Annotated in this window: 12 protein-coding genes and 1 rRNA gene; 11 read left to right on the top strand and 2 right to left on the bottom strand. The window is 38.2% G+C overall.

Annotated elements, in window-relative coordinates:
• Positions 1-134 precede the first annotated feature (134 nt).
• The 5 genes from FXW34_RS22370 (at position 135) to FXW34_RS22350 (ending at position 5,345) form a co-directional block, all read left to right on the top strand.
• A complete protein-coding gene (locus FXW34_RS22370) occupies positions 135-737 on the top strand; it encodes a nucleotidyltransferase family protein (protein ID WP_147536235.1) in 603 nt (200 codons plus the stop codon).
• Between the two features lie 144 nt (positions 738-881).
• Positions 882-3,044, top strand: a complete 2,163-nt coding sequence (locus tag FXW34_RS22365; protein WP_147536234.1) for a xanthine dehydrogenase family protein molybdopterin-binding subunit — start codon at positions 882-884, stop codon at positions 3,042-3,044.
• Positions 3,041-3,517 (top strand): (2Fe-2S)-binding protein, encoded by a 477-nt coding sequence (locus FXW34_RS22360; protein ID WP_147536233.1) that lies wholly within the window; start codon positions 3,041-3,043, stop codon positions 3,515-3,517. Before FXW34_RS22365 ends, FXW34_RS22360 begins: the two co-directional genes overlap by 4 nt.
• The gene (locus FXW34_RS22355) at positions 3,502-4,371 is read left to right on the top strand and encodes an FAD binding domain-containing protein (RefSeq protein WP_147536232.1); all 870 of its coding nucleotides are present in this window, start codon (positions 3,502-3,504) and stop codon (positions 4,369-4,371) included. Before FXW34_RS22360 ends, FXW34_RS22355 begins: the two co-directional genes overlap by 16 nt.
• A 179-nt stretch (positions 4,372-4,550) precedes the next feature.
• Entirely contained in the window at positions 4,551-5,345 is a 795-nt protein-coding gene (locus FXW34_RS22350; protein ID WP_147536231.1) for an XdhC family protein, read from the top strand.
• 289 nt (positions 5,346-5,634) lie between these two features.
• Here FXW34_RS22350 and nspC read toward each other — a convergent pair whose 3' ends face one another.
• Both nspC and FXW34_RS22340 read right to left on the bottom strand, forming a co-directional pair.
• Positions 5,635-6,759: a carboxynorspermidine decarboxylase gene (nspC, locus tag FXW34_RS22345; RefSeq protein ID WP_147536230.1), complete on the bottom strand. Its 1,125-nt coding sequence runs from the start codon at positions 6,757-6,759 to the stop codon at positions 5,635-5,637.
• 3 nt (positions 6,760-6,762) lie between these two features.
• A complete protein-coding gene (locus FXW34_RS22340; protein ID WP_147536229.1) occupies positions 6,763-7,998 on the bottom strand; it encodes a saccharopine dehydrogenase family protein in 1,236 nt (411 codons plus the stop codon).
• Between the two features lie 1,037 nt (positions 7,999-9,035).
• Here FXW34_RS22340 and FXW34_RS22335 point away from each other — a divergent pair.
• From FXW34_RS22335 to FXW34_RS22315, 6 genes are all read left to right on the top strand, one after another.
• Complete coding sequence (locus tag FXW34_RS22335) at positions 9,036-10,106, top strand: sulfate ABC transporter substrate-binding protein (protein WP_147536228.1); 1,071 nt, start codon at positions 9,036-9,038, stop codon at positions 10,104-10,106.
• A 102-nt stretch (positions 10,107-10,208) separates the two neighbouring features.
• On the top strand, positions 10,209-11,039 hold the full coding sequence (gene cysT, locus FXW34_RS22330; protein WP_147536227.1) for a sulfate ABC transporter permease subunit CysT: 831 nt from the start codon (positions 10,209-10,211) through the stop codon (positions 11,037-11,039).
• Positions 11,040-11,051: 12 nt separating this feature from the next.
• Positions 11,052-11,924 (top strand): sulfate ABC transporter permease subunit CysW, encoded by an 873-nt coding sequence (gene cysW, locus FXW34_RS22325; RefSeq protein WP_147536226.1) that lies wholly within the window; start codon positions 11,052-11,054, stop codon positions 11,922-11,924.
• Between the two features lie 23 nt (positions 11,925-11,947).
• The gene (locus FXW34_RS22320) at positions 11,948-13,021 is read left to right on the top strand and encodes a sulfate/molybdate ABC transporter ATP-binding protein (protein ID WP_147536225.1); all 1,074 of its coding nucleotides are present in this window, start codon (positions 11,948-11,950) and stop codon (positions 13,019-13,021) included.
• A 91-nt stretch (positions 13,022-13,112) separates the two neighbouring features.
• Positions 13,113-13,277: a hypothetical protein gene (locus tag FXW34_RS23120; protein WP_187119069.1), complete on the top strand. Its 165-nt coding sequence runs from the start codon at positions 13,113-13,115 to the stop codon at positions 13,275-13,277.
• Between the two features lie 556 nt (positions 13,278-13,833).
• Positions 13,834-13,964: ribosomal RNA gene (locus FXW34_RS22315) — 16S ribosomal RNA — on the top strand; the annotation flags it as partial.

Genomic DNA, 13,964 nt, shown 5'->3' with positions numbered 1-13,964 from the left:
GCGTACCCATGTATTGGAATAGATTCACATAATATGAAAATACTGTAGTAATATTTGTCGAATAATATTTTTTTGATGCACTACCAATGGCTCAAACCGTTGGTACATCAACATTTATAGAGGGAGGTAATTAAATGGAAGCCATCATCCTAGCCGCGGGTTATTCAAGTCGAGCAAATTCCTTTAAGATGACTCAACCTATTGAGCATAAGACCGTATTAGAACACACGTTATCAAAATTTGACGGTATTTGTACCAGGGTTATCGTTGTAGCGGGGTTTCAAGCGGATAATATTGCTAAAGAAATTGAGAGAATGAATTGGAAAGACAAGTACTCATTTCAAATTGACGTTGTGATGAATGCTGATTTTAGTCAAGGGATGTTTAGTTCAATTCAAACAGGCTGCAAAGAAGTAATGGCTCCATATTTTTTTATTACGCCAGGTGATTGCCCTCTCGTAAAAAAAGAGACGGTTCATCTTTTATCCGAAAAACCTGGTCATGTAGTCATTCCCAGCTTTAACTATAAAGGTGGTCACCCCATTTTATTATCTGGTGAGGTAAAGCAAAGAATTCTTGATACAAACCCTGAAAGTAACTTACGTCAAGTGTTAAGTTACTATGAAAAAAACTACATTAATGTTGATGATCTAGGAGTAATAATGGATATTGATACACCTTTGGACTTTCAATACGCCAAAAAGTATTATCAACAACACTTTTTGAACACATATTGAGAGAAGGCTTAATTCAATTCTATAATTCGAATTAAGCTTTTTTACTAAATAGTAATCATAAAATAACAATCCCTTTTATAAAATCGTAGGAAGAGGATTCTATTTCTCTATTTTTAAAAAAAAGAGTCGAAGGATGTTGGTGCTATGAATCCAAAAGACATTAGCGTCTCGGTACCCAAAAAGGATCATAAAGGAAAAGTATCAGGGCAACTGCCCTATATTAGTGACATAAAAGTGGAAAATATGGTTTATGGGGTTTTGTATCGGTCCCCGATTGCCTATGGAAAAATCATTTCGATACAGTTGCCAAGCCTACCTAAAGGTTATGAAGCAGTTGGAGCAGAGCATATACCAGGGCCGAATTATGTCAAAATCATCGAGCCTGACCAACCTATTTTTGCAAACGAATGGGTCAATTATATTGGTGAACCGATTCTCATGCTCGTTGGCAAGGATTTGGAAGTTATATACAGTTTGTTAAAAGAAATAAAGGTTGAATTTGAAGAGCATCCAGCCATTCACACATTGGATGAAGCGATAAGTCAAAAATCAAAGTCCGGTGTCACCATGGCGAACTATGAATTCGGTGAAAGCGTAGCTGTTATTGCATCCATTGAACAGGAAGCGTACAAAATTGTTGAGGAAGAATTTGAGACAGGTTATCAGGAACATGTATATTTAGAGCCTCAAGGAATGCTCGCCGTTTATCAGGACGATGAGATTACTGTTCAAGGGTCCATGCAATGTCTCTATTATATAAAAAATGCATTGCTTAGCGCGTTGGACTGCGGTGATGATGAGGTCAGAGTTGTTCAAAGCCCAACTGGTGGTGGTTTTGGCGGAAAAGAAGATTATCCTTCGATGATGGCTTGTCATGTTGCTGTCGCAGCCAAAGCAGTCAAAAAGTCCGTTATGCTCATATTTGATCGATCAGAAGACATGTTGGTAACAACAAAAAGACACCCTGCTAAACTCAAGTATCGAACGGCATTGGATAAAAATGGCAATATTTTAAGCATGTGTATCGATATTTTTCTTGATGGTGGGGCCAATCTTGGCTTAAGCTCTGTCGTGCTCCAGCGTGCTTTAATAAACAGCGCAGGCGTGTATAAGATTCCTCATTTTCATGCGAAGGGCTTTGTGTTAAAAACAAATACAGTTCCAAACGGTGCCTTTAGAGGATTTGGTGCTCCACAAAGCTTTGCAGGAATTGAAAGCCATATCGGTCATCTTAGTAAAATGGCCCGAATTGATCCTTTGGAATATAAACGAAAATACCTCGTCAAACAAGGTGACCCGACCATCACGAAAGGTGAATTTAGAGACCCAATCTTAGTTGAGGAAATGATTATGGACTTACTCAATACAAGCGAATATAAAAAGAAGAAGCGACAATTTCAACAATACAATCATCAAAGTAGCCGCTATAAAAAAGGTATTGGCACTTCGTTATTTCTTCATGGATGCGGATTTACGGGCAGCGGTGAAAGGGACCATATAAAAGCAACGGTGAAGTTATTTAAATCGGAAGATGATAAAGTATTTCTAAAAATCTCAAATTCAGATATGGGACAAGGTATTCTAACAACATTAACTAAAATTGTTGCAAAAGAGATAGACCTTCCATACGAGGATGTGCTATACCCAGACCCTGATACAAAAGAGGTGCCTGACTCAGGACCGACTGTTGCCTCGAGGACGACGATGATTGTTGGTAAACTGCTTGAACGAGCAGCAAAAAAGCTTAAAGCTCAATGGCAAACAGGGGTTGAGCAAGAGGTTATTGAGCATTATGTCCACCGTGAAATGATTCCATGGAATGAGAAAACCTTTACGGGGGACGCCTATCCAGCCTACTCCTGGGGGGTAAACTTCGTTGAAGTAGAAGTGGATAGCTTAACTGGGAATGTAAAATTGGAAAAAGTGTACGGGAATTATGAAGTCGGAAAAGTAATCGATGAACGAATCTTAAAAGGACAAATCGACGGAGGTCTGGCCCAAGGGTTGGCTTATGGTTATCTGGAAAAAATGACTTCAAAAGAGGGCCGAATTCTTCAAAAAAGCATTTCAGATTACGGACCGCCAACATCAATGGATGTGGTACCGATTGAAAGTAAGGTCTTTGATAATCCATATGCAGATGGACCATATGGAGCGAAGGGGGCAGGTGAATTGACGCTAATTGGCGGTGCACCTGCAGTACAAGCCGCAATCGAGGATGCCTTGCAAACATCATTCAACCAAATACCAATTACACCTGAAGCCATTATTGAAAGTCTTTCAATGAGAGAAGGTGAAAAGAGTTGATAAAATTTACACTAAATGGAAGAGTCGTAGAAACTAAAGCGCCAGCAACGATGAGATTGCTAGATGTGTTAAGAGAAGAGTTTAATTTAATTGGGACAAAGGAAGGTTGTGGAGAAGGAGAGTGCGGAGCCTGCAGTGTTTTCGTTAATAACCAACTCCAAAACAGTTGCTTAATTCCAATTGGTTCCATTGCGGGAGCGGAGGTTCAAACAATCGAAAATCTAATTGAAACCGAGCGGTTTAAGATATTAGATGAAAGCTATTCTATTGCAGGGGGTGTGCAGTGCGGCTTTTGCATCCCAGGAATGATTATGGCAAGCGCCGCATTGTTATCAAATAATCCACAGCCATCCGAGGCGGAAATTCGTGAAGGTATTTCTGGAAACCTATGCCGGTGTACAGGCTACAATATGATCGTTGACGCAATTAAACTAGCAGCGAAAAAAGGTGATGGAGTTTGGCAGAAAAAGTAGTAACATACCGTTTCAATTGTTTAGAAAAAACGCTGAATCAAATGAACAAGGTGGACTGTGCCATCATTGCTGGAGGGACGGATGTAATGGTTCTTCATAAAAGCCGAAGAGGTGTTCCACCACAAATAAACAAACCCATTATGTTTATTGATCATCTTCCAGAGCTAAAGCAAATATATCCAAAACATAACAATCTCCACATTGGCGCTTGCACTACTTATAGCGAACTACTAGAGCATCGATTAACTCCAGAACCACTAAAAAAAGCAATCAAAACCATTGCGGCACCTGCGATTAGAAATAGAGGGACATTGGGTGGAAACATATGTAATGCATCCCCGGCTGGCGACACGCTCCCATTATTATATGTATACAATGCAAAGCTCCTGCTCCGTTCTGTAAATGGTGAAAGAGTGGTGGGGATTCATGACTTCATCCAAGCTCCGCGACGAATCCAGCGATTTCATAATGAGATAGTAGCAGAGATTATTCTGCCTGATGTTTTATTAAATGATGCCTTTATTGTATTTGAAAAAGTGGGTAACCGTAACGCTGACGCCATTGCCAAAGTGTCATTTGCGGGCTTAACTCGAATTATTAATAATCGAATTGAAGATATTCGATTCGCATTTGGGGCGGTTGGACCGACCATGGTTCGCTCAACAAGCATTGAAAGGAAGTTGCTTGGAAAAACAACGCCTTTAACACATACAGACATTGCAGCAACTTTGGCTGATTTTGATAAAATAATCAAACCTATCGACGACCAACGCTCTACAGCCTCTTATCGAAAAACTGTCGCGTTAAATCTGCTGAAATATTTTCTAAACTCGATTGGAACCATGACCAAGTGAAAATTCTTCTGCACAGTCAGTATGGGTCTCATACGGACAAAACTTGAAGGAAAACCATCCGAACTGTCCGTATGACTGCTTTATACGGACAAAACTTGAAGGAAAACCATCCAAACTGTCCGTATGGTTAGGCACTTTTATCGGGACCAACCTTATCAGAAAAGGAGGGGGAGTCAAGAATGCTAATAATGGAGAAAGTAGCAAAACTGAACGTGCAAAATGAAACCTTTGCCTTAGCGATGATCATTGAATCAAAGGGATCAACACCGAGGCATGTCGGCAAAATGATTGTCTATCACGATGGTTCAATTGAAGGAACGGTCGGAGGAGGCTTGGCTGAACACTACATCATTCAAGAAAGTGTCATCGCTCTTCAAAAAGGACAATCGAAGATCGTTGAATATAAATTGAATAAACACGCAAAAGACGGAATTCATATGAATTGTGGTGGAACCTTAAAGGTTTTTATTGAAGTCTATACTCCAAGGCCTGAGCTTGTTCTTGTTGGAGCAGGACATCTTGGGCTTGCGATGGCGAAGCTTGCTGATTTCCTCGAATATCCTTATTGTGTCGTTGATGATCGCCCAGGATATTGCACAAAGGAACGTTTTCCTAATGCGAGGAACATTTACGTTAATGAGGACATTGGAAAGGCGATGCTTGAAGCAAACCTAAGCGAAAGATCCTATGTTACGATTTTTACGAAGGATTGTGATGATGTTGCCTTAAAAACAGCACTCCAATTCCCCTGTGCTTATGTCGGCATGGTTGCAAGTAAGCGCAAGGTTATTAATATTTTTGAAAAATTAAAAAGTGAAGGAATTACACAAGAACAACTAGAAAGTGTCCGTTCGCCGATTGGTTTGCATATTGGTTCAGAAACTGCACAGGAAATTGCCATTAGTATTATTGGAGAAATAATAAAAGTAAGCAGAGAAATAAAGCCAGTTAAAGTGAAGCAATTCAATAGATAAACCAAAAACCAGACAAATGTCTGGTTTTTTAGCGAGTAAAAACAAATACTGAGCTAATGATTGCAATAATAAGTAAACTAAATATGATGAATAAGGTAATGATGCCAGACTTATTCAAATGAATAGCCCCTTCCTTATAAGAAATTCTTTATCATGTTTATTTAAGAATATTATGATATGGGGCAACTCATGAGAAAGATTGAGTGACAATTCGTTACAAATCTTATGTAAACAAAAAGAAGTAGGCGCATGAATGATTCATGCGCCTACTTCTTTATTATTAATTGTTTTATAATCTCATTTTAAAATCTTGATAGCTAAATTTTCGAACGACTTTGCAATCACCATTTTTATCTTGAACCGCAATCGCAGGTAATGCCATGCCGTTAAACGTAGTATTCTTCACCATTGTGTAAATTGCCATGTCACCAAATACTAGGCGGTCGCCACCTTTTAATGGTTGATCAAATGAATAATCACCGATGACATCGCCAGCTAGACAAGTCTGTCCACCAAGACGATATGTATGTGGCTTTTCGCCTACTTCACCTGAACCCAATAAAGGAGGACGGTAAGGCATCTCTAGTACGTCAGGCATATGGCATGATGCTGAAGTATCTAAGATGGCAATGTTCATGCTGTTTTCAAGCGTATCAAGAACAGTTGTAACAAGGTAACCTGCGTTTAATGCTACAGCTTCACCTGGCTCAAGATATACTTCTAGGCCATATTTATCTTGCATTCTTTTAATGCAAGCTTCCAATCTTGGAATATCATAATCTTCTCTCGTAATATGATGACCGCCGCCAAAGTTTATCCATTTCATTTGTGATAAATATGGACCAAACTTTTCTTCTACAGCATTAAGAGTAGTTTCTAAGTCATCAGAGTTTTGCTGACAAAGGGTATGGAAATGCAGCCCATCAATTCCTTCAAGTAAGTCAGGACGGAAATTCTTCAAAGTTACACCAAAGCGAGAGCCAGGTGCACAAGGATTATATATATCATGACCGATTTGCGTAGAGCATTCTGGGTTAATTCGTAAACCAATACTTCTTCCAGCGTTTAGTGCTTTATCTTTAAATTTTTCAATCTGTGAAAAAGAGTTAAAGATAATGTGATCACAAATTTCGATGATTTCATCGATTTCATCCTCGCGGTAGGCAGGGGAGAAAACATGATTTTCTTTTCCCATTTCCTCGTAACCGAGGCGGGCTTCATAAAGCCCGCTTGCAGTTGTTCCGCTTAAATACTCTCCAATGAGAGGATACAGTGAGTACATTGAAAATGCTTTTTGTGCTAAAACAATCTTACATCCAGTCCGTTCCATGACTCCGTTCAGGATTTTCAGATTTTTTTCCAGTAGACCTTCATCAACTACATAACAAGGAGTAGGTAATTCTTCAAAACGCATTGTTTAAACAGTCTCCGGCTCTTTTTCTTTAATAGGTTCATTATCAACAAGTACTGGGTTAAAGTTTTCTTTCCATGGTAGTCCCCACTTGTTTAATGCTTCCATAAATGGATCTGGATCAAATTCTTCAATATTGTAAACGCCTGGCTTATTCCAAGTACCATTCAAGATCATCATAGCCCCAATCATTGCTGGTACACCTGTAGTATAAGAAATTGCTTGTGATCCTACTTCTCTATAGCATTCTTGGTGGTCACAAACATTGTATACATAATAAGTTTTTTCTACGCCGTCTTTTTTTCCTTTAAAAATACAACCGATATTCGTTTTACCGACTGTACGAGGTCCAAGTGAAGCTGGATCTGGTAAAACCGCTTTTAAGAATTGAAGTGGTATGATTTGCTTTCCTTCGAATTCAATCGGCTCGATTGAAGTCATTCCAACATTTTCAAGACATTTTAAGTGAGTAAGGTAGCTTTGACCAAATGTCATGAAGAAACGGATGCGCTTAAGACCAGGAATGTTCTTTGCAAGTGATTCAAGCTCTTCGTGATAAAGCAGGTACATATCCTTTTCGCCAACTTCATCGAAGTTATAAACTCGCTTAATTTCCATCGGCTTTGTTTCAATCCACTCGCCATTTTCCCAATATCTTCCGTTTGCAGATACTTCACGGATATTGATTTCAGGGTTGAAGTTAGTCGCAAATGGGTAGCCATGGTCGCCGCCGTTACAATCAAGAATATCAATTGATTCGATTTCATCAAAGTAATGCTTAAGGGCATATGCTGAGAATACTCCAGTTACTCCAGGGTCAAAACCGCTACCTAAAAGGGCAGTAATGCCAGCCTCTTTAAAGCGCTCTTGGTAAGCCCATTGCCAGCTGTATTCAAATTTTGCTGTATCTTCAGGCTCATAATTAGCTGTATCCATATAATGAGTCTTTGTTGCTAGACAAGCATCCATGATTGTTAAATCTTGGTATGGTAATGCAAGGTTCATGACGATGTCAGGCTTCACTTCGTTAATTAAAGCGATTAGCTCATCAACATTATCCGCATCAACCTGTGCAGTTGTAATTTTTGTTTTTCCACCATCTAACTTCGCTTTTAATTCATCACATTTTGATTTTGTACGACTTGCGATACAAATCTCTTCGAAAACCTCGCTGTTTTGAACACATTTGTGGATGGCAACAGCAGCTACTCCGCCGGCTCCAATAATAAGTGCTTTTCCCATTTTCTAATCTCCTCGTCAAATAGATTTTTCAAAGCTAAGGATTTCCATAACATCCCTACTACGAGTTAGTAAAGATGTTTGTCGGAAAAGGTGATTGTTGATAAAACTTATAAACGGCAAAAAAGCAAGTGAAATACGCATCATCATTCGCGCACAACACTTGCTTAGATATAAAGGTCAATATTAAAAGCTAGTTATACCCAGGCCATAAAGTCATCTGGATATGCTAACGATAAAAGTCCGAGAACTTTTTGCGTCAGAAAGCCCTTTAATATTCAATATATCTTTTTCAGGATCAGAGTCTATATAGCAAATAATTACTTTTACCACTCTTATTGACCGTTTCACAAGTTGTGTGCAAAATATGCACTGGTTGTAAAGTAACCAACTTATAAAATTTGAGCTTTTAACTCAATCAATAAGGCAACTAAAGTTGCCAATCGGCATTTGACCCGGCGAACCGTTGCCTTAACTCCCCGTATGAGAAGTGGTCAAAATTATCTGCTTGGAAAGACTCAAGATAAATGAATATTAGCTTTCCAATTCACACTCACTTATATTATCAGCAAGTTTCGCAAATAGCAATAGAAACATAAATATTATTTTACAAATTCCGACGAGTGATTCAAAATCTTATAGATATTTGCTGGTAATAGTGCTGATTATTGGTAAAAATCTTGCAAATCTAAAATGAATAAAAGTATGCCAAATCATTTTAAGATTTTTTCTAACACCTTTTTAAACTATTCAAACGAAGCAAGAATTGATAAAGAATACAGAAATTTTTTAATTTTTATAAAACCGAGTTGACTTATAGGATAAATGAAGTTAAGATAGAGACAACATCACACGAAGCCATTTGAAATCAGCAAGATTATTTTGGCTCCTATTAGATTTTGACAAACTACATAAGTGAATGATAGCTGATCAGACAACTGAAGGCTGTTATCTTTTGATGTAACAAAGACCATGATTCTTTGACATCGATAGGTAGCAGCCTTTTTGTATTTTAAAAAGTAAAAAAGGGAGAGGGTATTATGAAAAAGGGCATTACATGGAAGTTGGTGCTGTTATTAATTGCAGCAATAGTTGCATTAACAGGCTGCAACACTTCTAAGGAAACAAGCAGGGAAGAAACAAAAACCAATACCAACGAAAAAACAACGAAAAAGGAACCTGTTGAGTTGTTAAACGTATCCTATGACCCAACACGTGAACTCTACCAGGAGTTTAACCAAGAGTTTGCAAAGCATTGGGAAAAAGAATCAGGTCAAAAAGTAACCATTCAACAATCTCATGGTGGTTCTGGAAAACAAGCCAGAGCAGTCATCGATGGTCTTGAAGCAGACGTTGTCACACTTGCGTTAGCCTACGACATTGATGAAATTGTCAATTTTAATCAATTACTTGACAAGGATTGGCAAAAGCAATTTAAGAACAATTCAACTCCTTACACTTCCACAATTGTCTTTTTGGTGAAAAAAGGGAATCCAAAGAACATTAAAGATTGGGATGACCTAACCAAAGAAGGAGTGTCTGTCATTACACCAAATCCTAAAACATCTGGTGGGGCAAGGTGGAATTATTTAGCTGCTTGGGCATATGCAGATAAGAAGTTCAAAGGTGATGAGGTGAAAGTTAAAGAATTCATCAACAAGCTTTATAAAAACGTTGAAGTATTAGATTCAGGTGCTCGCGGCTCAACTACAACATTTGTTGAAAGAGGTATTGGCGATGTTTTAATCGCTTGGGAAAATGAAGCCTATTTAACGATAAATGAATTAGGCAAAGACAAATTTGAAATTGTGAATCCCTCATTAAGTATTTTAGCTGAACCGCCGGTTGCAATCGTTGACAAGGTTGTAGATAAAAAAGGAACTCGTGAAGTAGCGCAAGCATATCTTGAGTACTTATACACTGAAAAAGGACAGGAAATTGCAGCGAAAAACTATTACCGCCCACGTAACGAAGATGTATTAAAGAAATACAGTGAGCAGTTCCCGAAAATTAAGTTAGTTAACATCGATGATTCCTTTGGTGGTTGGAAAAAGGCTCAAGAAAAGCATTTTCAAGATGGTGGAACCTTCGATCAAATTTATCAACCTTAATTACAGTAGTAATAAAATGGACCATACCTTTTGGGACCACTCGGCTAAACAGAGTGGCTTCCTCTTTATATTGTTTTGATACTTGATTGTAGGGGGGTAAATATGAAATCAAATAAATTGAAAGCCTATAGTATTTTGCCAGGATTCGGACTTTCGCTTGGATATACGATTATGTACACGAGTATTCTCGTTTTATTGCCATTATCAATGATATTTTTTAATACCTTTACAATGGACTGGTCAAAAATATTGACAACCATTTCTGACCCTAGAGTAGTTGCTTCCTATAAACTGAGCTTTGGTGCATCTTTTTCAGCAGCATTAATCAATGTGGTTTTTGGTGTATTAATTGCTTGGGTGCTAGTTCGATATTCATTCCCAGGAAAAAAGATAGTTGATGGATTAGTCGATCTTCCGTTCGCGCTTCCAACTGCTGTAGCGGGGATTGCATTAACGACCCTTTATACTCCAAATGGATGGATAGGACAATTTTTACACTTTAAAGTGGCCTATACATCATTGGGCGTAACAGTAGCACTAACCTTTATCGGCCTACCATTCGTAGTTAGAATGGTTCAACCTGTTTTGCAAAATTTTGAACGGGAAGTAGAGGAAGCTAGCTCAAGCTTAGGTGCTAATCGCTTTAAGACCTTTACCAAAATTATTTTTCCAGAATTGATTCCTGCTGCTCTAACTGGCTTTGCGTTAGCATTCGCACGAGCGATTGGGGAATATGGGTCAGTAGTCTTCATTTCTGGAAATATGCCTATGAAAACGGAAATTACACCATTATTAATTATGACAAAATTGGAGCAATATGATTATCCTGGGGCGACTGCAATTGCAGCCGTCATGCTGTTATTTTCATTTGTTTTATTATTGACAATTAATATTTTTCAATGGTGGATGAATAAACGTTTTGCAAACGAATAAGGAGGCGAGAATATGGCAGGTCATGTTTCCGTACAACACGCAGCCACACAGTTGCCAAGTAATAATTCGACAACTGAACCTAGAATAGTACGATGGCTCTTAATCTTTGTCGCAATTGGGTTTTTAAGTCTGTTTTTATTACTACCATTAATTGCAATTTTTGTAAAAGCGATTGAAAAAGGTTTTGAAGTATATTTCGCCTCTATTACCCAACCAGATGCATTGTCAGCAATTAAATTAACTCTCATAGTCATTTTGATTGCAGTACCTTTAAATACAATTTTTGGCGTTGCGGCAGCGTGGGCTATTACAAAGTTTCAATTTAAAGGGAAAAGTATATTAATTACCATTATTGATTTACCATTTGCTGTTTCACCGGTTATTGCTGGACTCGTGTTTATTTTATTATTCAGTTCGCATGGTATTTTCGGGCCTTGGCTGATGGAACATGACATAAAAATTATCTTTGCGATTCCTGGCATTGTGTTAGCGTCAGTGTTTGTTACATTTCCATTTGTGGCGAGGGAACTGATACCGCTCATGCAGACATTAGGCTCAGCAGAAGAAGAAGCTTCAATAACGCTTGGTGCCAGTGGCTGGAAAACATTTTTCTATGTAACACTTCCGAATATGAAGTGGGGTTTGTTGTATGGAATGATATTATGTAATTCTCGAACCGTTGGGGAGTTTGGTGCGGTGTCAGTCGTATCCGGTCATATCCGTGGAATGACCAATACGATGCCATTACATATCGAAATTTTATACAACGAATATCAATTTTCTGCGGCCTTTGCGGTTGCTTCATTAATGTCCATCCTTGCAATCGTGACCTTAGTGATAAAAAGTTATATAGAATGGAAGGCGAAGCAACAATTGAAAAGCTAAACACAAGGAAGGACGTGGATTCTGTGAGTATACGCATTAATCAAATTTCTAAAACATTTGGCTCCTATCAAGCCTTAAATGATATAAATTTAAACATTGAAACTGGTGAATTGGTAGCACTGTTAGGCCCATCTGGTTCTGGAAAAACCTCACTGCTAAGAATTATTGCTGGCTTAGAAAGTGCAGATAGAGGCAGTATTTATTTCGATCATCAAGATATTACCTCAATAATTATAAAAGAACGGAAGGTTGGTTTTGTGTTTCAGCATTACGCTTTGTTTCGTCATATGAGCGTTTTTGATAATGTAGCGTATGGACTGAAGGTACGGCCTAGAAAAGCGCGACCAACGAAACAGGAAATTAAGGAAAAGGTCGAAGAACTCTTAAAGTTAGTAAAATTAGAAGCGTTTTCCGACCGTTTTCCAAGTCAGCTATCTGGAGGTCAACGGCAGCGTGTTGCTTTAGCGCGGGCACTTGCAGTTGAGCCAAAGGTTCTTTTGCTTGATGAACCTTTCGGTGCTCTCGATGCAAAGGTTCGTAAGGATTTAAGACGTTGGCTTCGTCGGCTCCATGATGATTTTCATATTACTAGCATTTTCGTTACTCATGATCAAGAGGAAGCACTTGATGTTGCTGATCGTATTGTGGTCATGAATGAAGGTCGAATTGAGCAAATAGGTACACCAGAAGAAGTATACGAACATCCAATAAACCCATTTGTCTACGATTTTCTCGGGAATGTAAACATTTTCCCAGGCCGACTTCAAAACGGGAAATTAAGCGATGGTAGTTTTACTATCGATGCCCCAGATTTTTGTGATGATGAAAGTACCGAAGCGGTTGGATATGTACGGCCTCACGACATCCATCTTGATCGGGAGCAAATTTCGAGTGATTCAATTAAGACTACCGTTGTCCATCTTCACGTTATTGGTCCGGTCGTAAGGGTGGAGCTTAGAAGAGACGACCGGGATGAATTTCTGGAAGCCGAAATTTCCAAGGAACGCTACCGTTCCTTAAATTTAAAATTAAAAGATCAAGTATTCGTAAAACCAAAACAGTTAAAGGTTTTCATTCCACAGGATTTTTCAATTTAATTTCAATAAAAATGTTTAATGTTTCCAATATAACAATTTCTGCTGTAAAATATAATTTGGAAGGAGTTATTTTGAAATGGAGGCAATGACTATGAATAGAATGAGCCTAGAGCATTTTGAACAACATCCGATTCCTAAATTTAAAGAATTAAAAACAAAAACTGAACAATTTCACATCATGCCAAATTATCGCCAGGTAAAGATTAGAGGTTCAGCACGAATGCGTAGAGGAAAGATACCTGGTCGCCATCATTGATTATATTTACATTTCAAAAAGAGTTGATAACTATTAAAATAGTTAATTAACTCTTTTTTGTTTTATTCTATTAAACAGGACCTTGTAAATTTTTATTTTGATAAGGATTGATGCTTATTGGAGAAAACTCCCTATTGATATGTAGTTGCTAGAATGGTACTATTTGAAATCTCAGTAGGGTATTGGAATATATGACGCCTTGCTGAAGGATGTTTTAAAATAGATATTGCAGGTTATCGGTTATGATGTTATTATTTGAAAGTTGCATCATGATTGCGTAACAATTTATCAATCGGAAAAATAAATATTGATTAATTTTATGGAGCTATGATATGATAATAAACGTCGCTTTTGAAATTATGAAACTAGTTAAAATAAGTTGTTTCGTAGGCGTTGACAATCTATCGATTATAATGTAATATTTTAAAAGTCGCTTTCAAGCGATGATTGCTCTTTGAAAACTAAACAAACAAACGTCAACAATAAAATTTTTATCGTGTTTCTTCTATTATATAGTCGAACACGAGCCAACGTAACTTTATGAGCTAAATCAACTTTCATGGAGAGTTTGATCCTGGCTCAGGACGAACGCTGGCGGCGTGCCTAATACATGCAAGTCGAGCGGACTTGAGGGAGCTTGCTCCCGATAGTCAGCGGCGGACGGGTGAGTAACACGTGGGCAACCTG

Origin of the sequence: Bacillus marasmi (genome assembly GCF_902168435.1) — a bacterium.
GTDB lineage: Bacteria > Bacillota > Bacilli > Bacillales > Cytobacillaceae > Bacillus_BU > Bacillus_BU marasmi.
Note: the sequence above shows the minus strand (reverse complement) of the source record. Positions and strands in the feature narration are given on the sequence as shown.

Coding starts and splice junctions, on each gene's coding strand:
- FXW34_RS22335 (WP_147536228.1), top strand. CDS start 9,036: ATGAAAAAGGGCATTACATGGAAGTTGGTGCTGTTATTAATTGCAGCA.
- cysW (WP_147536226.1), top strand. CDS start 11,052: ATGGCAGGTCATGTTTCCGTACAACACGCAGCCACACAGTTGCCAAGT.
- nspC (WP_147536230.1), bottom strand. CDS start 6,759: ATGCGTTTTGAAGAATTACCTACTCCTTGTTATGTAGTTGATGAAGGT.
- cysT (WP_147536227.1), top strand. CDS start 10,209: ATGAAATCAAATAAATTGAAAGCCTATAGTATTTTGCCAGGATTCGGA.
- FXW34_RS22340 (WP_147536229.1), bottom strand. CDS start 7,998: ATGGGAAAAGCACTTATTATTGGAGCCGGCGGAGTAGCTGCTGTTGCC.
- FXW34_RS23120 (WP_187119069.1), top strand. CDS start 13,113: ATGAATAGAATGAGCCTAGAGCATTTTGAACAACATCCGATTCCTAAA.
- FXW34_RS22350 (WP_147536231.1), top strand. CDS start 4,551: ATGCTAATAATGGAGAAAGTAGCAAAACTGAACGTGCAAAATGAAACC.
- FXW34_RS22370 (WP_147536235.1), top strand. CDS start 135: ATGGAAGCCATCATCCTAGCCGCGGGTTATTCAAGTCGAGCAAATTCC.
- FXW34_RS22365 (WP_147536234.1), top strand. CDS start 882: ATGAATCCAAAAGACATTAGCGTCTCGGTACCCAAAAAGGATCATAAA.